We start from the raw sequence: 20,586 nt of genomic DNA, 5'->3' as shown, positions 1-20,586 counted from the left end.
GTTCTGTAGTCGTGGATGCGATCGGTCCATTCCCCGCAATCCATACACCTGTGCTTCTTTCTCGGCAATTCCACATGAAGATGAAAATTCCCTTCCACTTCTTCACTTTTCTTTATAATCGCATTTTGTAGTCCCGGTAAGGGCATGTTAGAATATACGTACACGCAACTCCTTTTCTGCTTGTTTCTCGTCAATTCAAGTGTAGTAAAGATTGGAGCTTGCGTGTTTTTTTATACTAAATTTTTATCTACCCCAACAAATATTTTAGAGCCCTTTTTATAATAGGATAATTTAAACCGATGGTATAACTTAAAAAAACAGCTGATTCCTTTTTAATAAAAAGGAATCAGCTGTTTTAAGTTAGTGTCCCAGGAGAGATTCGAACTCCCGACCCACAGCTTAGAAGGCTGTTGCTCTATCCTGCTGAGCTACTGGGACAAGATTAAGTATTCTAAAAGTCAATTATGTTATTATGGAGCGGGTGAAGGGAATCGAACCCTCATCATCAGCTTGGAAGGCTGAGGTTTTACCACTAAACTACACCCGCATTTTTGAAAATTATTAACTAGGATTTTCTATATCGTTTAAGCGGACAAAAACTATTATAATAAGAACTCTTGTATTTGTCAACAGGATTGCAGCAAAGAATTATTCCTTTGCTGCAAGTGATGTTTCCAGATATAAGTCCGGCATAACATCCCCATTGATATGAAAGAATTGTAACTTCAATTGATCAAGGGACGTCCACTCAAGGATGGCGTACGTTGGCTCCTCCCGATCTCTTGGAAGACGGCAGCTCCCTGGGTTAATAAACAGTTTTTCATTCACTTTTTCAGCCCCTGCAATGTGGGAATGACCAAAACATGCTATTTGAGCTCCTACTTCCTCAGCTTTGTAGGAAAGCGGCATCAGTGTAGACTTAATTTGATAAAGATGACCATGTGTCACAAGAAAAGTAATATCACCTACTGTAACCACCTGATCGTTTTCCATTTCAGGCTCAAAATCACAATTCCCTTTTGCATAATAGAAACCTTCTAATTCCTGTGAATGATAACTCAGTTCAGAATCACCGCAGTGAAGCATGGCGTCAACTTCATGCTGATGACGTTTTTTTACTTCGATTAACTCTTCTTCCAGCCCGTGGCTGTCACTAATAATTAATACTTTCGGCATCTGGATCACCTCTTTACGATTGATCTTTTAACCATTCCTCTATTTGCAGGATAGCATAATGTCGGTGGCTGATGGAATTCTTTTCTTCTGAAGTATGCTCGGCCATCGTTCGATCAGACCCTTTTGGAATGAAAATCGGGTCATACCCAAAACCATTCGCTCCTCTGGACATTAAAGCAATACTGCCTTCACATACCCCGGTTTTCACGAAGGTATCTTCATTCGGTCGGGCTACGGCTATGGCGCATACAAAACGAGCCGTTCTCTTTTCCAGCGGAGTGTCTATTAGCTCATCAAGCACCTTTTCCATGTTCTTATCGTCATCTTTCTCTTTCCCGGCATACCGGGCCGAATAAACACCCGGTGCTCCATCCAATGCATCAATTTCAAGACCTGAATCATCTGCGATCACTGGAATTTGATAGTGATCCATTGCAGCCTCTGCTTTGATAGCTGCATTTTCAGCAAAAGTGTTACCGGTCTCTTCAATATCCGTTATCTCTTCATCAAAATCAAGTAAAGACTTAACTGCTATATCATAAGCAGAAAAAAGCTCCTGAAACTCGCCTACTTTTCCGGCGTTTTTTGTTGCAATTACAACCTCTTTCACGATTGACCCCCCGTTTGTGCTGCTTGTTTAGCAGAAATAACCTCTGCCCATTTTCCAATTGCTTCCTGCTGAAGCTCCACTAGCTCAGTAACTCCTTCTTGAGCCAACGAAAGCATTGTCTGGAGCTGGGGCATAGAAAACGTCGCTTCTTCTCCCGTACCCTGGAGTTCTACAAATTCCCCATTTCCAGTCATGACTACGTTCATATCTACTTGTGCTTTGCTATCTTCTTCATAACATAAATCCAGTACTTCTTCTCCTTCTGGAAGTACACCTACAGATATAGCGGTTAAATAATCACTAATCGGCAGCTCTTTAATGGATTTGTTATTCACCAATTTACCTAATGCAAGAACCACAGCAACAAACGCCCCTGTTATAGAAGCTGTTCGTGTGCCCCCATCTGCTTGAATTACATCACAGTCTACCCAAAGTGTGCGCTCGCCAATTTTATCTAAATCCACTACCGCCCGTAGCGCACGTCCGATTAAGCGTTGTATTTCCATCGTACGTCCTGAAACTTTTCCTTTTGAAGACTCCCGAATGTTTCTATTCTCCGTCGCTCTCGGAAGCATGGCATATTCAGCCGTGATCCAGCCTTTTCCTTGGTTCCTTAAAAAAGGTGGGACACGATCCTCAATACTTGCATTACAAATTACTTTTGTATCTCCAAAACTTATTAAAACCGAACCTTCCGGATGTTTAACATAATCAGTTTCTATCGTCACTTTTCTTAATTGATTTACTTTTCTTTGATCGTTTCTCATTAAAGCCGCCTCCTTCTTCTACTCCATTATCCTAGCCCATCTTAACACAATTTATAGCTGCTCGGTAGTAAGTCTGCTCTTCCCTGGAGCTAAACGGAAAAAGGGCGCCTGCACCGGCACCCTTTTTCATTTTTATTTTTTATTCTTTTGATTTATTAATATCAGTGCGGCTGACCGGTTCTACCAAAGGGTCCCCTGATTCCTTCATAACCTGCTCTGTGCCTTCTACTTGCACTTCTACTGATTCAACTTCTGGTAAATCCGTCAGGCTCATAACAAGGCTGGCCAGGGCTTCATCAGAAAGTGATTTCTGCTCTTCACCGCTTAAAATGGCTTCATTAAAGGATAGTTTCAAAACTCCATTTTTCAGATCTGCACCTGTCACCTGCGCCCCTTCATTAAAAGGGTGAAGTAGCGAAGTACCGAGCTCAGGTCCATTTAGTAAGGCTTGGACGACGGAAGAGTAGCTGTTATCATCTTTTTTAACTCGAGTGGTAACTGGGACCTGATAAACCTGATCACCATTTTGGGCCGGAAAATATACAGTTACAGCTGCACTATCCACTACATCTGTTTGGTCACCTACATGAACATTGATTCCGTCGGAACGGGAAACCCCATCCGTTATCGGGGTCCCGCCTACCGGCATAACATCTTGTTCATGACCATTGATCCAGAGCTTTATTCGTTTCACATTTTCAAACTGCGTCAAGGTATAAGTCATCGCTTGAAGGATTTTCTGTTCATCCTTCTCTTCATAATTTTTGAATTCTGCTGAAACATCCACCACCATTGTTCCATCGGCTTCCGGGTTAAGTCCTAAAATCTCAGTACCTGCCGGCAGCACAGCTTGGAATCCATTCGGCAGTAAATTCGTAACTGGACCATCTTTAACTAAGTATTCAAGTGCCTGTGTCGCTGCTTCTTCCGACGCAGGCAGTTCTAATGTTTGAGGTACAACCATGCCGCTAGCATCCAATAGATATAGTTCTCTTTCTACCGTGCCGGAAGCTGACTCCTCTTCTGTAGTTTCTCCTTCTTTTTCCGTTTCGCCTTCCGGTTCTGTAGCTTCACTATCCATTTCTGGTTCAGTGACTGTCGTCTTCTCCGGTGCATCCATTTTTTCTAAAGCTTGCTCTCCCTCAAACAAACAGCCGCTTAAAAGTCCTGAGCTTATTAATAACAAAACCGCAATTAAATAGGGTTTGTAACCAGACTTTTTCATAGTTTCCCCTCCTGAGATTGATTGTACTACCATATATACGAGCCCCAGAAAGGAATAGACCATAGATTTTTTTAGCTGCTCTTTCTTTAAAAGTCCATAAAAAAACACCACTTATCCTAATAAGCAGTGCTTTGTACGTGTTCTAACTCTACAATTTTCAAAATTTCCACCGGATCATCGAACCAGCTGTTTGCAATGAGACGGAATTTCTCTACGTCCCCAGTCGTGTAAAATTCATAGACGGGCGGCTCTTTTCCTTCTTCCAGCATTTTATGATAGGCAAGCAAAAAACTCGCTTCTCTTGCTGTCTCTTCTCCAGAACTTATCACTTGTATATGACTTCCCATTTCTTTTTGAACAAGGTCTTTTATCAAAGGATAATGTGTACAGCCTAATATTAACGTATCAATATGATTCATAGCTTTCAAAGGCTGCAAAGTGCGAGCGACAATACCTTCTGCTTTAGGACCAGAAAGAATACCGTCCTCAACCATAGGTACGAATGGAGGGCAGGCTAAATCATTGACCCTGATAGACTGATCAATGGACTTTAATGCCTGAGGATATGCCTTGCTCTTTATAGTTCCTTCCGTGCCAATAACTCCGATGCGTTTATTATTACTAAATTTAATTGCTGCTCTTGCTCCTGGAGCAATTACACCAACGACGGGAATATTGAGTTCCTCCTGAAGTTCTGTGAGCGTGTAAGCCGTAGCCGTGTTGCAGGCAACCACCAGCATTTTAATGTTTTTCGCAAGCAAATAATTCACCATTTGCCATGTAAAAGCCCGCACCTCTTCTTCAGATCTAGGTCCGTATGGGCACCTTCGTGTATCCCCTAAATAAATGAAAGACTCTTGCGGCAATTGACGCATGAGCTCACGTGCTACTGTCAATCCGCCTACTCCTGAATCAATAACTCCAATAGACTGCTGCCTCACGTAACATCCCTCTTTTAATCCTTAATCATATTGCTCCTGGTCAGCGTCACGCATCTTTTCATGCAGGACATGCAATAAGCTGTTTAGTGTCTCCACATCATCTGAAGGAATATCCTTCAATACTTCTTTTAAATAATCTTGACGCTTCTCAATTACCTCGTGAATAATTTGTTCACCTTTTTGAAGGACGTGAATCCTCACAACTCTGCGATCTTTTGAATCTCTAACTCTTTCAACCAGTTTGTTTTTTTCCATGCGGTCCACTAAATCAGTCGTGGTACTGCACGCAAGATGGATATAATCGGATAATTCACCGATAGTCATATCCCCTTTTTCAAGTAACCACTGCAAAGCAACGAATTGCGGAGCCGTAATAGGATAATGATTTAATATTACTCGTCCTCTTTGCTTAATGATTCCAGATATGTACCTAAGTTCTTTTTCCACATCCGCTATAATGGACGCTTGTAGTTGATTGGACACGTTCAGCACTCCTAACGAATTACTCTGTATGTCTCATTCTCGTGGTTTATGAACAAAAATTCAAGATAAAAATTCTTCCTTATTAAAAACCCTCTCAGGTATTGGCATGTGCAGCAATACCTGAAAGGCCCTCCCATCTCAAACAGTCCATATCTTTGCTGTTCTATGGAGACTTAAAGTTCCAGTTCACCCATACGAAGCAGTTCTACAACTGCCTGCGAGCGCCCTTTCACTCCTAGCTTTTGCATGGCGTTTGAAATGTGATTCCGCACAGTCTTCTCTGAAATAAAGAGCTCTTTTGCGATTTCCTTCGTTGTCTTATCTTGGACCAGAAGCTCAAAAACTTCTCGCTCCCGCTTGGTTAGAATTTGTGTTGGCCGATAGCCCTCCTCCTTCACAAGCGTACCCCTCCTTGTTGTCCTTGAGCATGAGGATTGAGGGGAATTATTTAGTCAATGTATCGTATGAATGAATCAGCCGCCTTGTGTCACACTATTACGATTTAGACACAAGCCCGAGTTCTTGAGCTTTAAAAAGAGCTTCTGTTCTTGATCGTACATTAAGTTTATTAAAAATACCAGTTAAGGTGTATTCTACGCTCCTTTGAGACATGTGAAGCGCTTGAGCAATTTCTCGATTGGTAAACCCTGAAGCTACCTCTTTAAGAATCGATTGTTCCTTCTCATTTAAAGAAAGACTCGATCCTTCCTGCGATTCATTCGTTTGGCTAACACTTGCCTCGGAACGTCTCAACTGTTTAAAGAGGTGCAGTGGAATAACAACTTCGTCCCTAAGTGCACACCGGATAGCAGTTACGAGTTGTTCACTCGTTGCTGTTTTACTTACGAAACCATTAATATTTGCCTCCACCAGCATATTAAAGTGAGTGCTGAGATCAAACCCTGTATAAATTAATAAGGTTAGGTCCGGATAATGTTTTCGTATTTTCTTAGCAAGCTCAATTCCATTCATTCCTGGCATATATAAATCCAGTAACAATATATCATACATATATTGCTTGAGAAGGTCCTCTACTTTATCACAATGGTCAATAACATCTACTTTCATATCACTTTCTTGCTCCAGCATAGCTTTAGTACCAGCTCCAACTGCCGGATGATCATCTACAATTAATACTTTAGTCATACGTGGACCTCCTTTTTAACTGAATAAGGAAAGGTTATGGTCATTCTAAATCCAGCACCGGGTGCTGTATCAATTTCGAGATTTCCGTTCAGACCATTTACCCGCTGTTCAATTCCGGATAACCCAATGTGCGAAAATAGATCGCGCTTAAAAGAATAATCCATTCCTTGGCCATTATCCGAATAAAACAAGTGGACTCGTTCCTCATCATTTGATAAGGATAATTTTACTATTTTAGCTTCAGAGTGTTTCATAGCGTTGGTAAGTAATTCCTGAACAACTCGAAAGATCGCCAGTATACGCTCCTGATCTAATCCAGCTTTAAATTCATCACTTCTAAAATATACCGTGAAATTAGAACGTAATTGATATTGATGAATTAGATTCTTTAATGACTGTACTAGTCCCAATTCTTCTATAAAGGCAGGTCTTAGTTCATTACACGTTTCTCTAATTAAGTGGATGCTGTCAAGCAGGGATTCTTTGTACATATTTAATTCAGCTTGGAGAGTCGGCTCCAAAGCATGACGATGGGCAATCAAATCATCCATCTTGCGGTATAAGTAAAGTTGTTCCTGTAAAACGGTATCATGAAGATCAATGGACAATTGCTTCCGCTGATTTTCAGCAATGGTGAAAAGTAGACGGGAAAGCCAAGTTGGGTATTTTTGAGTGTTATCATTTTTTAAGGTTCGCAATTCTTTTACAAGATCTTCAATAAGGTTCATATTTTCAATCGCAATGTTCGCGTTATGGGATATCGTCTGAAGATAGGTCTTTTCGTCACGATTCAAGGTAGTAAAATCTTTTTTTCCTTTACACCAGAGCATAGTTAACTTTTCTAAAGAATACCCTACTATAACGCCGAATCCTTTTTCAGTTTCTATAATAGAACCAATGTCATAATTATGACTAATAAGTTCGCCCTCAAAGTGATTTAAAATATCATCAGGAATTTGATCGTACACGCAATACATATTCTTTTTATTGTGCTTAGAATAGATGTAAATTTCTTTAACATTCATCACATTCTTAATTTCATCTCGCATGACTTTCATTAAATCAACGGCATTCGACTGATCTTTCATATCCTTAGACATTCGGTGCATACTTTCCTGATAGCTGTAACGGGCCGAAAACAAATATCTTTGGAGACGGAAATCCAATACTTCCTTTATGGAAAGAAACATAATAAAGCCAATATGAATGAGTAAGTAGATTTGAATATAGGTAACCCCGGCGGTTATTGTTTCCATCAGCCAGGTGATGGCAAGCGTTAACAGCACACTCGGGATAACGGATAACAAGGCATAGTAACGGACGCGGCTTATAACAAAGTTTATATCAATTAAACGTTCACGAGTAATGAGATACATGAATGTCACTGGTAAGGCTACTAGGAAAAAAGCACCTACCTCAATTGATATAATTTTTGTACCGAATAATAAGGCGGGAATTAGATACAGCCAAATGTATGGAAAAAAAGCCGTGGTCATCCCAACACTCATATATTTAAAAATAGATCCAACTGGTGATTCTTTATAAATATAAAGACCTTTATAAATTACAGTAAATAAAAAGATATAAAGTACCAGCAGCAGCCATCCGGGAACAGGACCAAACGGATCAGGGTAATTATGATTAATTAAAAATACCCCTTCTAAACACGAAACGGCAATGACAAAAACATATAAAGAATAGACGATTTTTTTTGAAAACCAGTAGATATTAAGTTCCTGAAAATAATTATATAAAAAGTGCATGAGAATAACAGGAGCCACTAAGAATAAAGACGTATTTAGAAAGATACTGTACAAATCATCGCGCACGGCTCCACTATTACTCAAGTAACCTGTCGCTATAGTTAAAAAGAAGATAATTAATTGATTAGCAGAATACCTTTTCGGGACTCTTTTATGAACCAGATAAGCAATTGCTAGTATGGCCAGAAAAAACAGCATAGGTATGATGATAAAAAGCGTCCAGTGCAAAGGACCTTTTTGTTCAATATTCTCATAAACGAGTGGTTGAGCAGATGTCTCAATGGTAAAAGAGTTCGCTAACTCTACTTCTTGAAACATAGAAACACTGAAATGGTCCTCTGGTGCATTTCCTTCAATACTAGAAACACTTGAACCTATAGGGACATTTTCTCGATCGGCCCAGCTACCCATATCAATATGTGTAATTACCCAGTCGTTTCCTTGTTTTTCCAAATCAATTCCAAGGAAAGGCTGGGTAATCGAAAGCACGGATAAATAACCGGCGGATATAATAAAGAATAATAAAACAACCAAGTGACTCCACTTGAACTTCTGCATAAGATCACCCTTACGTCAAAATCAATTATTTCTATTATACTACGACTGGCAAGCCTCTCAAACCATTAATCATACCATAGAAAACCCCCCCTCACTTTTACAAGTCAGGGGGGGTTTTCCACTCTTATACTCTTGAGTCACTGCCAAAGAAACTCTTAAACGATTCAATAGCTGTATCACGATATAAAGCAGCAATAGAAGTAGTCAAAGGAATTCCTTTTGGACACGATTGCACACAGTTTTGGGCATTTCCGCAGCCCATCAGTCCTTCTGCATCCATGATCGTCTGCAGTCGCTCACTCTTATTCATTGCACCGGTAGGATGAGAATTGAATAAACGAACTTGGGACAAGGCAGCCGGGCCGATAAAATCAGTTTTACTATTAACGTTCGGACAAGCTTCCAGACATACACCACAAGTCATACATTTAGACAACTCATACGCCCACTGACGCTTACTCTCTGCCATTTTTGGACCTGGCCCAAGGTCATGAGTCCCATCAATTGGCACCCATGCTTTTACTTTCTTCAGGGAATCAAACATACGACTTCTATCTACCGCAAGGTCGCGTGTTACAGGGAAGGTCGTCATCGGTGCCAGCCTTATCGGCTGCTCCAACTGATCGACTAGAGCCGTACAAGACTGTCTTGGTGTACCGTTGATAACCATCGAACATGCTCCGCAAACTTCTTCCAAACATCCCATATCCCAATAAACAGGGGTGGTGTTTTCACCATCCGCATTCACAGGGTTCCGGCGAATTTCCATAAGTGCTGAGATAACATTCATATTTTCACGGTAAGGAATTTCGAACTTTTCGTCATAGGCGGATTCATCCGGGTGATCCTGGCGTGTAATAATAAACGTAATCGTTTTGTTTTCGCTCATCATCCATGACCTCCTTTATTTACTTTTAGAGTAGTCGCGTTTACGCGGCTCAATTAAAGATGTATCAACTTCCTCATATCTGAAAACTGGTTTGTTATTTTCTTTATCATAACTCGCTACGGTTGTTTTCAGCCAGTCTTCGTCATTACGATCAGGGTATTCAGGTTTATAATGGGCACCGCGGCTTTCATTCCGGTTATAAGCACCCTGGGTAATGACCCGAGCCAACTGAAGCATATTCCAGAGCTGGCGTGTAAACATGGCACCCTGGTTACTCCAGCGTGACGTGTCATTAATGTTAATACGCTTGTAACGATCCATGAGCTCAAGTATTTTTTCATCTGTCTTAAGCAGTTTCTCATTTTCACGGACTACTGTTACGTTATCAGTCATCCATTCTCCAAGCTCTTTATGAATCTGATACGCGTTCTCATCGCCATCCATCTTCATAATCTCATCAAATTTAGCCTGTTCTTCTTTTAGTTTCTTTTCAAATAAATCTGAACTCATATCCTCCGATATGGTTTCCAGACCTTCGGTGTATTTGACAGCATTTGGACCAGCTACCATTCCGCCATAAATCGATGATAACAGGGAATTGGCGCCTAAGCGATTACCGCCATGCTGGGTATAATCGCACTCACCAGCAGCAAATATTCCAGGAATATGAGTCATTTGGTCGAAATCAACCCACATACCACCCATAGAATAGTGAACCGCAGGGAATATCTTCATTGGTACTTTCTTAGGGTCATCTCCTACGAATTTTTCGTAGATCTCAATGATTCCTCCAAGTTTTACATCTAACTCTTTAGGGTCTTTATGAGAAAGATCCAGGTACACCATGTTTTCACCGTTAATACCAAGCTTCTGGTTTACACATACATCAAAAATTTCACGTGTTGCAATGTCCCTTGGGACCAGGTTACCATAAGCTGGATATTTTTCCTCCAGGAAATACCATGGTTCGCCGTCTTTATAAGTCCAGACACGTCCACCTTCTCCGCGTGCTGACTCACTCATAAGCCTAAGCTTATCGTCCCCGGGAATCGCCGTCGGGTGAATTTGGATAAATTCACCATTCGCGTAACTTACACCTTGCTGGTAAAGTGCACCTGCCGCTGAGCCTGTATTAATGACAGAGTTAGTTGACTTACCAAAAATAATTCCGGGACCACCAGTAGCCATAATTACAGCATCTGCAGGGAATGCTTTAATTTCGTGGTCACTTAAATTCTGGCCGACGACTCCCCTACTGACACCTTCATCGTCAATAATGGCAGATAGGAATTCCCAGTTTTCATACTTGGTTACGAGCCCATTAACTTCATGCCTTCTTACTTGTTCATCAAGAGCATATAGAAGCTGCTGACCGGTTGTAGCACCAGCAAAAGCAGTACGGTGGTGCTGAGTTCCTCCGAAACGTCTGAAATCCAGAAGACCTTCCGGAGTCCGGTTAAACATGACACCCATACGATCCAGTAAATGAATAATACCCGGTGCTGCATCGCACATAGCCTTAACAGGAGGCTGGTTAGCTAAGAAATCTCCGCCATAAACGGTATCATCAAAGTGTTCCCAAGGAGAGTCTCCCTCCCCTTTTGTATTAACCGCGCCGTTAATTCCTCCCTGTGCACAAACAGAGTGAGAGCGTTTAACAGGTACAATAGAGAGCAGATCCACGTGGACACCTTGCTCTGCTGCTTTAATTGTTGCCATAAGGCCTGCTAGACCCCCTCCGACAACAATAATATTTCGATTAGTCATGGTTGAAGCTCACTCCCTTAAATACTATATATCTGCGTAAAATTATATTCCGTATGCGAATTGGATCAGTGTACGTACACCGATATAAGATATAGCGACAAAAACTACAATGCTTGCATAAGTCATGATCAGTTGTGAACGTGGAGAAACAGTAATTCCCCAGCTGACAAAGAAAGACCAAAGACCATTTGCAAAGTGGAAAGTAGTAGAAATCACCCCTACTATGTAGAACCAGAAGAAGAATGGCTCCGTAAGGATACCTTCCATTAATGAATAGTTAAGCTCTGCCCAGCCGAAGCCGATAGCAATTCTGGTTTCCCATACGTGCCAGGCTACGAAAATTAAAGTCAGGATACCTGTAATACGCTGGAGCATGAACATCCAGTTTCTGAAATATCCGAAATTCGACAAATTACTCTTAGCTGTGAATGCAATATAGACTCCATAGATTCCATGGAATAGTAGTGGTAAGAAAATAATGAAGATTTCCAATACATAACGATATGGCAAACTCTCCATAAAATGAGCTGCTGCATTGAATGCTTCTGGACCACGTGTTGCAAAAAAGTTCACAGTTAAGTGTTGGAGCAGAAAGATCCCGATGGGAACTACCCCTAATAAAGAATGTAGCCTTCGATTAACATATCCGCGTGTTCCCGCCATGTTTACCCCCCTCAAAATAATAACAGAAGAATGAATTTGAAAATTTTTCAGACAGTTAAGCGCTTTACAATCGCTCAAAAATAATAAGTAAATCCCCTTTAATCCATTCACACTCTGTTAAATGTACAGTTTGTGACATATTTATTGTACTTCTATCCATTAGGAGCGTCAAGAAAGCCAGTCTATAAAATGCTCAAAAATACACATTTATTTCCTTTCCGCAAAATGCAACAATAATTATTGCGCCATGTCGCATTTCGGGTGATAATAAAGTAGAAAGGAATGAGCGTATTGGAAGAATCTACAAAACTAGACAAAAACATTATATCAACGCTGGTCACCACAGGTGCAGGTTATGATATCATGCGCTATCAAACCTTACCTGATTTCCTTGGACAAGATGCCCCTTACCTTCTGTATCTAATGGGCAAAAACATGGCACGCAAAACAACTATTCAAAATTACGAAGAACTCTATGAATTTTTTCAATATATGGGGTGGGGAGATCTTTCATTGGTCAAAGAAAAGAAAAAAGAACTGGTTTTCAAGCTGACCGGGCATATAATTGAAAAGCGATTAAGCCAAAACCTCTTCCCCATCGATTACAGGGTGGAATGCGGATTCTTAGCTGAAACCGTCCAGACACTCACAGGTCAAACCTATGAATGTCTAGAAGAAAAATATTCCAAAGAGAAGTACATAGAACTCACAGCTATGATCACGTAAAGCAGAGCCGCTATTCTTCAGCCGGCTCTGCTTCCTCCTGATTTAAATGGATAAGAATGGTATTGGCCACCGGCTCAGGAATTCCTAATTTCGTCAAATCCTGGAGACCTGCATTTTTGATCTCAGGTACAGACTTAAAATGCCTGAGCAATAATCGGCGACGCTTCTCCCCGACCCCTGGAATCTTATCTAATTCAGACTGGATCGCACCTTTTCCTCGAAGCTGACGATGGAAAGAGATAGCGAATCTGTGAACTTCATCCTGAATTCTTTGCACAAGATAAAATTCTTGAGAGTTACGATCAAGATTCATAATAGCCGGTGGTTCTCCGTAAAGGAGTTCACTGGTTTTATGTTTATCATCTTTAGCCAGACCACATAATGGAATGTCGAGTCCAAGTTCATTTTCAAGTACATCCATAGCGGCTGACATTTGACCTTTTCCACCGTCCACGACGATCAAATCAGGTAAAGGCAAATCCTCTTTAAGAACGCGCTTATATCTTCTTCGAATGACTTCTCGCATCGTGTCGTAATCATCCGGCCCACTTACATCACGTACCTTATACTTCCGGTATTCCTTCTTATTCGGTTTTCCATCAATAAAGACGACCATAGCAGACACAGGATCTGCTCCTTGAATATTGGAATTATCAAAGGCTTCAATACGATGTGGAGTTTCAATGTTCATGTGCTCTCCTAATGCCTCTACTGCTTTAATTGTCCGTTCCTCATCTCTTTCGATTAGGGCAAACTTTTCTTCCAACGCAATACTTGCATTCTTCATGGCAAGTTCGACCAGTTCTTTCTTACGACCTCTCATAGGTATATGAACTTTGGTTTCAAGCACCCCTTCAAGAACTTCAGTGTTTGTAGCCACGGGTACAAGTACTTGTTTTGGATAAGGGTGGTTTTGATGTAGATAAAATCGTCCAATATAACTGAGAAAAGTTTCTTCTGGGTCATCAAAGAAGGGAAACAAAGCTACATCGCGTTCGATTAGCTTACCTCTTCGCACAAAAAACACTTGGACACACATCCAGCCTTTATCATAGGAATATCCAAAGATATCTCTGTCCACCTGATCATTCATCGTCATTTTCTGCTGCTCCATAACCGACTCGATATGATCAATTTGGTCACGGAGCTCTTTAGCTCTCTCAAAATCCAGAGATTCTGAAGCTTCATACATTCTTTTTTTAAGATCTTTTTTAATTTCCGTATGTCCACCGCTCAAGAAAGAAGTAATGTTTTGGACAATTTCCTGGTTCGTTTCCTTAGATACTGGATACTCACATGGACCGAGACACTGGTGCATGTGATAATAGAGGCACACACGATCAGGCATCGTATTACATTTTCTAAGTGGATATAAACGATCCAGCAACTTTTTTGTTTCTCTGGCAGCAATGACGTTCGGATACGGTCCAAAGTATTTACCATTATCCTTTTTTACATTACGTGTAACAATTAGCCGTGGATGCCGCTCTGCAGTTATTTTTAAATATGGGTACGTTTTATCATCTTTCAATAAAACATTATATTTTGGATCGTATTTTTTAATCAAGTTCATTTCTAGAATTAACGCTTCAATCTCAGAAGTCGTTACAATATATTCAAAATTCACGATCTCTCTAACAAGGCGCTGGGTTTTACCGTCATGTGCTCCTGTAAAATAAGAGCGCACCCGATTTTTTAGAACTTTTGATTTTCCTACGTAAATAATCGTTCCATTTTTATCTTTCATGAGGTAGCAGCCAGGCTGATCAGGTAAGACAGCCAGCTTTTCTTTAATTGTTGAATTCATAGGATTTCACTCCATATATAAGAAATCTATATTAAACGTATCACATGCAGGAAATATTATACAAAAATAAACCATTACAATGTGCTTTCTTTCCTAAAAGACCATATGAAGTTTTCATTTTGCTATAAGGCTTTGTTAAACTAACTTCCGTGTTGATATAAAGAAAAAGCTCCAGTTTCTATATTAAGACTCAGTTTCGAGATAACTCGGGTCCATTGCCAAAAAAAGGATGGGGCGGCTACGGAAACAACTCGGCTTGTTCCATCACCCAGACACTCGAGACATAAGCCGCTCATCAACGGATTGAAAAACCGCAATCCTTTTGATGGTCGGCTTATGCTGGTCGTGTCTTTCGGGGCGATTCCACATTTGAACACTTTCCTGCGGCCCTCCTGTGTAATAAGCCACTTATGAATTATCAACAATAAACTTTAACAGAGCATTCTATAAAAAAGACCGCGCTGCTATGCAACGCGGTCTTTTTTGAAGATTTTTCTTACGCGTGTTTGGAAATGAGTTCAGCCAGCTGTTCTTTTGGCTGGAAACCGATCACTTGGTCGACGACTTTGCCGTCTTTAAAGAGTAGTAAAGTAGGAATACTCATAACTCCATACTTACCAGCTGTTTCCTGGTTCTCATCTACATCAAGTTTAACGATTTTTACTTGATCGTTCATTTCTTCATCCAGTTCTTCTAGAACCGGTGCGATCATTTTGCAAGGTCCACACCATGGAGCCCAAAAGTCTGCTAGTACTAAACCTTCATTTGTTTCGTCTGTAAAGTTTTGATCTGTTGCTTTTACAATTGCCATTCTCTATTCCTCCTCGAACTTTTATTCTGTTTAGAGTATATCACTATCTATTTTTAGTGACTAACAATTTGTTTATACCCTATTTAAACATGGAACAAAGCCGAAGCCAATTATTTGGCTTCGGCTTTATTAAATTTATGCATTAACTTTCATTTGTTTCACTTCTTCAATCAGCTTCGGTACTACATCAAATAAATCGCCTACAATCCCATAATCTGCTACATTAAAAATGTTAGCTTCCGGGTCTTTATTAATCGCAACAATTACTTTAGAGTTCGACATTCCTGCCAAGTGCTGAATGGCACCTGAAATTCCGCAGGCAATATATAAGTCTGGAGTAACAACTTTACCTGTTTGACCAATCTGCAGTGAATAGTCGCAGTATCCTGCATCACAAGCGCCACGAGAGGCCCCTACTGTTCCATTAAGTACATCAGCAAGTTCTTGTAAAGGTTCAAACCCTTCTGAACCTTTAACTCCGCGGCCACCAGCCACAATCACTTTAGCTTCAGATAAGTCGACACCCTCTGAAGATTTTTTGATGACATCTTTAATAATCGTTCGAATATTAGTTACTTCAACCTCTTTTTCTGTAACTTCTCCAGCCAGCGAATCATCGCGAGTTAAGGCAGGGATATTATTTGGTCGAATCGTCGCAAACACAAGCCCATCTGTTACTTCCTTCTTCTCAAACGCCTTACCTGAATAAATTGGGCGGGTAAACACGATGCTTCCATCCTCTACAACTACTTCCGTCGCGTCAGAAACCAGTCCTGATTCTAATTTGCTTGCGAGTTTTGGAGTTACATCTTTTCCGATAGACGTGTGCCCCATAATAATGCCTTCAGGAGATTCATCTTTAATCACTTGATAAATCGCTTGTCCGTAACCGTCAGATGTATACGTTTTCAATTCTTCGTTTGCAACGGTGATTACACGTGAAGCTCCGTAGTACACCATTTCTTTTGCCATTTCACTCAAGTCACCTGCACCGCAAAGCACACCTACTACTTCTCCGCCATCACTTACAATATTCCCTGCCGCAATCGCTTCAAAAGTCACATTACGAAGGGACCCTTCTCTAGCTTCCCCAATTACTAAAACTTTTTTACTCATAACGATTCTCCTTTCCCAGTCCTCTATTTACAGTACTTTAGCTTCAGTTTTTAGCAACGATACTAATTCTTTAACCTGATCGGCAGTTTCACCTTCCAGAACTTTACCTGCTTGTTTTTCAGGTGGAAGGAAAATTTCAGTGGTCTTCGTTTTAGGCTCCACATCGTCTTCCTCTAAATCTAAATCATCTAGTTCCAGCTCTTCTAATGGCTTTTTCTTCGCTTTCATAATACCTGGCAAGGATGGATAGCGCGGCTCATTTAAACCTTGCTGGCACGTAACCAGCAGCGGAAGTGATGTTTCAACTTTCTCTACATCCCCTTCAACATCACGATCAATCGTTACAGTAGTTCCATCAATTTCTATTTTAGTAATGGTCGTAACACAAGGCATATCCAGTCGTTCAGCCAAACGAGGTCCGACCTGCCCGCTTGCTTCATCAATAGCCACATTACCTCCAAGGATAAGGTCTACATCACGGTCAGAAAAGAAAGCTTCCAGAATTTTAACTGTAGTAAACTGATCTCCTGCCTCCAGGTCGTCTTCTGTGTTAATTAGAACGGCCTGATCAGCTCCCATGGCTAGTGCTGTCCGTAATTGTTTCTCTGCATCTTCTTCACCAATCGTTACTACTGTTACATCTCCTCCGTGATCATCACGAATCTTAATTGCTTCTTCAACCGCATATTCATCATAAGGGTTGATAATATATTCGGCACTATCATCCTCAATCTTTCCATTAGCAACAGTAATCTTTTCTTCTGTATCAAAGGTTCTTTTAAGTAAAACATAAATGTTCATTTACATAACCTCCTGGACTATTTATCTTGAAATTCGGGTTTTCTTTTTTCTATAAAAGCTTGAATGCCTTCCTTGGCATCTTCATTACCAAACACCTGACCAAATGCTGTAGCCTCTGCGTTTACTCCATTACTGAAAGTCGACGTATGAGCATAGGGAATCAGGTTCATTACCTGATTAATGGCTGGGCCGCTTTTAGAAGCAATTGTTCGTGCAAGCTTTTCAGCTTGTTCAAATACTTCTTCATTCGGAAAACTTTGATTTGCCAAACCTAATGAGGCAGCTTCACTTCCCGAAATTGGAACCCCCGTTAAGATCATTTCATAAGCCTTAGGAGCACCAACATATCTTGGCAGCCGCTGGGTCCCGGCAAACCCTGGTACAATCCCTAAGTTAATTTCAGGCAGCCCGATTTTTGCATCATCAGCTACATAGCGTATATGGCAGGCCATAGCAAGCTCGAGCCCTCCGCCTAGCGCTGCTCCATGAATAGCAGCTATAACCGGAATATGAAAGTTCTCTATCCTGTTGAACAATTCTTGCCCTTTGCTTGAGAGACCTTCATAATCAGAGGCTCCTTGCAGAGAGGTAAATTCCTTAATATCAGCTCCAGCTGAAAAGAACTTTCCTTCACCTTTAAGTAGAATGGCTTTTATCGATGAATCTTGCTCAATCCGATCCATTTCTTCTGACAAGTCCTGAAGGATAGTGCTGGACAGAGCATTCGCTGGTGGACTCTGTATTGTGATTTCTGCTACTTGTTCTTTCACTTGTAATGTAAGAGTTGACAACCCTATTCCCTCCTTTATTTTTTTGGATGGGCCAATCCATGGATAAATAAACTATGGACTTCTTTTGCCTGATCTACTATGTTATAGCGCTGCTCTTTCATAACCCAATTAGTAACCGTCTCATCCATCGTTCCGAAGATCATCTGACGGACAAGACGGCGGTCAAGGTTATCGCGGAACAACCCTTCTTCTACACCTTCTTCAACAATCTGGTCAATGACATCTAAATATCCTTTTAATACTTCATTGATTTTCTGCCTGAGTTCCGAATTCGATTGACGCAGCTCTAACTGTGTTACTATCGCTAAATGATGATCTGCAGAGAGCTGCTCAAAATGAGTCTCAATCAATTTCAGAAGTTTTTCCTCAGCTGATTGTCTAGAGGTGGTTTCTTCCTCGATTTTCTCTATGAATTGCCCCATTTTCTCCTGGAATAGCGAAACAAGTATATCTTCCTTGTTTTTAAAATAAAGATAAATTGTACCATCCGCCACTCCCGCTTTCTTGGCGATTTTTGAAACTTGCGAAGAGTGGTATCCATTTTCAGCAATAACTTCTACCGCTGCATCAATAATTTGTTTGTATTTAGGTTTATTTTTTTTCACTTCAATCTCCTGCCTAACTTCGTTGAAAATGAATGAATGGTCATTCATCTATTATACTACTATCCAGGAAAATATCTGTCAACTTTCATTTTGCACTCTTTTAAATTTTATTGAACACTTTCTGTACCCTCTAACTTTCTCTTTTCTTCTTCCACTAACGTGCGACGTAAAATTTTTCCTACTGCTGTTTTTGGCAGTTCATTACGGAACTCGTAAATCCGGGGGACTTTGTAAGAGGCTATATTCTTACGACAATACTCATCTAATTCCTCTTCCGTAATCTCGCTTCCCTGCTTTTTCACAATAAATGCTTTAACAGTTTCTCCTCGATAAGGATCTGGTACACCAACGATAACTGCTTCCTGTATTTCTGAATGTTCATACAACACTTCTTCTACTTCACGAGGATAAATGTTGTAGCCCCCCGCAATAATCATATCTTTTTTACGGTCTACTACATAAAAGTAACCTTCCTCATCCATGCGTCCCATGTCTCCTGTGCGAAACCATCCATCTTCACTTAAAACTTGAGCTGTTTCTTCAGGCTTATTCCAGTAGCCTTTCATCACTTGAGGCCCTTTGACTACAATTTCACCAATTTCTCCCGGCTCTGCCTCTTCATCAGCTTCCATCCGGTATATTTTAGCATCTGTATCTGGCCAAGGAATTCCTACACTCCCACTTACGCGCCTTCCCCAAATTAAATTAGAGTGAGTAGTTGGAGAAGTCTCCGTCAACCCGTATCCCTCTACCAGTTTCCCTTTCGTTATCCTTTCAAAATTCTCTTGTACTTCCACGGGAAGGGGAGCTGAGCCGCTGATACAGGCTTCAATTGAGGATAAATCATATTTCTTCAAATTCGGATGATTTAAAAGGGCAATATAAATGGTAGGTGCTCCCGGGAAAAGTGTCGGTCGTTGTTTTTCAATAACTTTTAATACCTCTTCTGCATCGAATTTAGGCATTAAAACCATTTTATTTCCCATCATAACAGAAAGGTTCATGACGGATGTCATTCCGTACACATGGAAGAATGGGAGAATAGCGAGCACTACTTCTTTACCTTCTTCACATTTGTACAACCATTTTTTAGCCATTTGTGTGTTAACAACTAGATTGTAGTGAGTCAGCATAACTCCCTTTGGAAAGCCAGTGGTACCTCCAGTGTATTGGAGAAGAGCTAAATCTTCTTTAGGGTTCACTTTAACAGGTGTTACATTTCCAGTTGCTGTCTTTAGTATATTCTTCCATAAATGAGTATCACTCGACTGTTCCGGCTTAACTAATACCTGGTATTGTCTTTTTTGTACAAATGGATACAATTTGTTTTTCGGAAATGGTAAATAATCTTTAATTCCAGTAACAATAATATGTTCAAGCGGTGTATTCGGCTTAACGTTAGCAGCTTTTGGATAAAGAATATCCAGACAGATAATCATTTTTGTTCCAGAATCTTTCATTTGATACTCTAGCTCTCGCTCCATGTATAAGGGATTGGTTTGAACAACAATCCCTCCTGCCATTAGAATAGCATAATAAGCTATAACAGACTGCGGGCAGTTAGGGAGCATTATAGATACTCGATCCCCTTTATTTAAACCTTTCTCTTGTAAATAGCTGGCAAGTAACCTTGATTCTTCATAAATCTGCTGATAATTTAGTTCCTTCCCCATAAAATAAAGCGCTTTCTTTTCGCCGTATGATTGAGCACTATCTTCTAAATATTCATGCAGCGGCTTCTCGTCATAATCCAAAGTGGTAGGTACTTCTGGTGGATAATGTTCATGCCAGGGGCGATGAAAGGTGTCCATATCGTATTGCCTCCCTTTAGTCTTATATATCCATTATAACGATTTATGAAAAAAATTTGAAATATAATTTTAAATTTTGAAAAAATTAACTATAAGCGCAGGGATCTACTCTGTTCATAATCTGGTCCGG

At 40.5% G+C, this 20,586-nt stretch carries 20 protein-coding genes, 2 tRNA genes and 1 pseudogene; 1 reads left to right on the top strand and 22 read right to left on the bottom strand.

Features of this window, described 5'->3' with window-relative positions; genetic code table 11:
• The 15 genes and pseudogenes from ACTWPM_RS07685 to ACTWPM_RS07615 all read right to left on the bottom strand — a co-directional run.
• Positions 1-164, bottom strand: a pseudogene (locus tag ACTWPM_RS07685) (ISL3 family transposase); the annotation flags it as partial.
• 200 nt (positions 165-364) lie between these two features.
• Positions 365-438: transfer RNA gene (locus ACTWPM_RS07680), tRNA-Arg, on the bottom strand.
• A 35-nt stretch (positions 439-473) separates the two neighbouring features.
• Positions 474-547: transfer RNA gene (locus tag ACTWPM_RS07675), tRNA-Gly, on the bottom strand.
• Positions 548-648: 101 nt separating this feature from the next.
• Complete coding sequence (locus ACTWPM_RS07670; RefSeq protein WP_443132473.1) at positions 649-1,176, bottom strand: metallophosphoesterase; 528 nt, start codon at positions 1,174-1,176, stop codon at positions 649-651.
• Between the two features lie 13 nt (positions 1,177-1,189).
• Positions 1,190-1,786 carry an XTP/dITP diphosphatase gene (locus tag ACTWPM_RS07665; RefSeq protein WP_443132472.1) on the bottom strand — a complete coding sequence of 199 codons (597 nt, stop codon included), beginning with the start codon at positions 1,784-1,786 and terminating at the stop codon, positions 1,190-1,192.
• On the bottom strand, positions 1,783-2,553 hold the full coding sequence (gene rph, locus ACTWPM_RS07660) for a ribonuclease PH (protein WP_443132471.1): 771 nt from the start codon (positions 2,551-2,553) through the stop codon (positions 1,783-1,785). The genes ACTWPM_RS07665 and rph overlap by 4 nt, the downstream gene beginning before the upstream one ends.
• A gap of 139 nt (positions 2,554-2,692) precedes the next feature.
• Complete coding sequence (locus ACTWPM_RS07655; protein ID WP_443132470.1) at positions 2,693-3,778, bottom strand: GerMN domain-containing protein; 1,086 nt, start codon at positions 3,776-3,778, stop codon at positions 2,693-2,695.
• A gap of 116 nt (positions 3,779-3,894) precedes the next feature.
• Positions 3,895-4,719, bottom strand: a complete 825-nt coding sequence (racE, locus tag ACTWPM_RS07650; RefSeq protein WP_443132469.1) for a glutamate racemase — start codon at positions 4,717-4,719, stop codon at positions 3,895-3,897.
• Positions 4,720-4,740: 21 nt separating this feature from the next.
• The gene (locus ACTWPM_RS07645) at positions 4,741-5,202 is read right to left on the bottom strand and encodes a MarR family winged helix-turn-helix transcriptional regulator (protein ID WP_443132468.1); all 462 of its coding nucleotides are present in this window, start codon (positions 5,200-5,202) and stop codon (positions 4,741-4,743) included.
• A 173-nt stretch (positions 5,203-5,375) separates the two neighbouring features.
• Complete coding sequence (locus ACTWPM_RS07640; RefSeq protein WP_014643940.1) at positions 5,376-5,600, bottom strand: helix-turn-helix domain-containing protein; 225 nt, start codon at positions 5,598-5,600, stop codon at positions 5,376-5,378.
• 97 nt (positions 5,601-5,697) lie between these two features.
• A complete protein-coding gene (locus ACTWPM_RS07635) occupies positions 5,698-6,348 on the bottom strand; it encodes a response regulator transcription factor (protein ID WP_443132467.1) in 651 nt (216 codons plus the stop codon).
• Positions 6,345-8,669, bottom strand: coding sequence for a sensor histidine kinase (locus tag ACTWPM_RS07630; protein WP_443132466.1), 2,325 nt, complete (start codon positions 8,667-8,669; stop codon positions 6,345-6,347). Before ACTWPM_RS07630 ends, ACTWPM_RS07635 begins: the two co-directional genes overlap by 4 nt.
• 124 nt (positions 8,670-8,793) lie before the next feature.
• Positions 8,794-9,558: a succinate dehydrogenase iron-sulfur subunit gene (gene sdhB / locus ACTWPM_RS07625; RefSeq protein ID WP_443132476.1), complete on the bottom strand. Its 765-nt coding sequence runs from the start codon at positions 9,556-9,558 to the stop codon at positions 8,794-8,796.
• Between the two features lie 15 nt (positions 9,559-9,573).
• Entirely contained in the window at positions 9,574-11,325 is a 1,752-nt protein-coding gene (gene sdhA, locus ACTWPM_RS07620; RefSeq protein WP_443132465.1) for a succinate dehydrogenase flavoprotein subunit, read from the bottom strand.
• A gap of 42 nt (positions 11,326-11,367) precedes the next feature.
• Complete coding sequence (locus tag ACTWPM_RS07615; RefSeq protein ID WP_443132464.1) at positions 11,368-11,988, bottom strand: succinate dehydrogenase cytochrome b558 subunit; 621 nt, start codon at positions 11,986-11,988, stop codon at positions 11,368-11,370.
• A gap of 282 nt (positions 11,989-12,270) precedes the next feature.
• Between ACTWPM_RS07615 and ACTWPM_RS07610 the strand changes: the two genes are divergently transcribed.
• A complete protein-coding gene (locus ACTWPM_RS07610) occupies positions 12,271-12,714 on the top strand; it encodes a YslB family protein (protein ID WP_443132463.1) in 444 nt (147 codons plus the stop codon).
• Positions 12,715-12,724: 10 nt separating this feature from the next.
• On the opposite strand, the gene uvrC is transcribed toward ACTWPM_RS07610, so the two are convergent.
• From uvrC to ACTWPM_RS07575, 7 genes are all read right to left on the bottom strand, one after another.
• Positions 12,725-14,521 carry an excinuclease ABC subunit UvrC gene (gene uvrC / locus ACTWPM_RS07605; protein ID WP_443132462.1) on the bottom strand — a complete coding sequence of 599 codons (1,797 nt, stop codon included), beginning with the start codon at positions 14,519-14,521 and terminating at the stop codon, positions 12,725-12,727.
• A 496-nt stretch (positions 14,522-15,017) separates the two neighbouring features.
• A complete protein-coding gene (gene trxA / locus ACTWPM_RS07600; RefSeq protein ID WP_443132461.1) occupies positions 15,018-15,332 on the bottom strand; it encodes a thioredoxin in 315 nt (104 codons plus the stop codon).
• A gap of 135 nt (positions 15,333-15,467) precedes the next feature.
• Positions 15,468-16,448 carry an electron transfer flavoprotein subunit alpha/FixB family protein gene (locus tag ACTWPM_RS07595; protein WP_443132460.1) on the bottom strand — a complete coding sequence of 327 codons (981 nt, stop codon included), beginning with the start codon at positions 16,446-16,448 and terminating at the stop codon, positions 15,468-15,470.
• 27 nt (positions 16,449-16,475) lie between these two features.
• Positions 16,476-17,249, bottom strand: coding sequence for an electron transfer flavoprotein subunit beta/FixA family protein (locus tag ACTWPM_RS07590; protein ID WP_443132459.1), 774 nt, complete (start codon positions 17,247-17,249; stop codon positions 16,476-16,478).
• 17 nt (positions 17,250-17,266) lie between these two features.
• Positions 17,267-18,040, bottom strand: a complete 774-nt coding sequence (locus tag ACTWPM_RS07585; protein WP_443132458.1) for an enoyl-CoA hydratase — start codon at positions 18,038-18,040, stop codon at positions 17,267-17,269.
• Between the two features lie 14 nt (positions 18,041-18,054).
• Positions 18,055-18,645: a TetR/AcrR family transcriptional regulator gene (locus tag ACTWPM_RS07580; protein WP_443132457.1), complete on the bottom strand. Its 591-nt coding sequence runs from the start codon at positions 18,643-18,645 to the stop codon at positions 18,055-18,057.
• 107 nt (positions 18,646-18,752) lie between these two features.
• On the bottom strand, positions 18,753-20,456 hold the full coding sequence (locus ACTWPM_RS07575; RefSeq protein ID WP_443132456.1) for a long-chain-fatty-acid--CoA ligase: 1,704 nt from the start codon (positions 20,454-20,456) through the stop codon (positions 18,753-18,755).
• Between the last annotated feature and the right edge of the window lie 130 nt (positions 20,457-20,586).

It is taken from the genome of Halobacillus sp. K22 (assembly GCF_052246795.1).
In the GTDB taxonomy this organism is placed as follows: domain Bacteria; phylum Bacillota; class Bacilli; order Bacillales; family Halobacillaceae; genus Halobacillus.
The sequence above is the reverse complement of the archived record's forward strand: the minus strand, read 5'-3'. Positions and strand labels throughout refer to the sequence as shown.

Coding starts and splice junctions, on each gene's coding strand:
- ACTWPM_RS07670 (WP_443132473.1), bottom strand. CDS start 1,176: ATGCCGAAAGTATTAATTATTAGTGACAGCCACGGGCTGGAAGAAGAG.
- sdhA (WP_443132465.1), bottom strand. CDS start 11,325: ATGACTAATCGAAATATTATTGTTGTCGGAGGGGGTCTAGCAGGCCTT.
- uvrC (WP_443132462.1), bottom strand. CDS start 14,521: ATGAATTCAACAATTAAAGAAAAGCTGGCTGTCTTACCTGATCAGCCT.
- ACTWPM_RS07655 (WP_443132470.1), bottom strand. CDS start 3,778: ATGAAAAAGTCTGGTTACAAACCCTATTTAATTGCGGTTTTGTTATTA.
- ACTWPM_RS07635 (WP_443132467.1), bottom strand. CDS start 6,348: ATGACTAAAGTATTAATTGTAGATGATCATCCGGCAGTTGGAGCTGGT.
- rph (WP_443132471.1), bottom strand. CDS start 2,553: ATGAGAAACGATCAAAGAAAAGTAAATCAATTAAGAAAAGTGACGATA.
- ACTWPM_RS07575 (WP_443132456.1), bottom strand. CDS start 20,456: ATGGACACCTTTCATCGCCCCTGGCATGAACATTATCCACCAGAAGTA.
- ACTWPM_RS07610 (WP_443132463.1), top strand. CDS start 12,271: ATGAGCGTATTGGAAGAATCTACAAAACTAGACAAAAACATTATATCA.
- ACTWPM_RS07630 (WP_443132466.1), bottom strand. CDS start 8,669: ATGCAGAAGTTCAAGTGGAGTCACTTGGTTGTTTTATTATTCTTTATT.
- ACTWPM_RS07590 (WP_443132459.1), bottom strand. CDS start 17,249: ATGAACATTTATGTTTTACTTAAAAGAACCTTTGATACAGAAGAAAAG.
- sdhB (WP_443132476.1), bottom strand. CDS start 9,558: ATGAGCGAAAACAAAACGATTACGTTTATTATTACACGCCAGGATCAC.
- ACTWPM_RS07615 (WP_443132464.1), bottom strand. CDS start 11,988: ATGGCGGGAACACGCGGATATGTTAATCGAAGGCTACATTCTTTATTA.
- trxA (WP_443132461.1), bottom strand. CDS start 15,332: ATGGCAATTGTAAAAGCAACAGATCAAAACTTTACAGACGAAACAAAT.
- ACTWPM_RS07595 (WP_443132460.1), bottom strand. CDS start 16,448: ATGAGTAAAAAAGTTTTAGTAATTGGGGAAGCTAGAGAAGGGTCCCTT.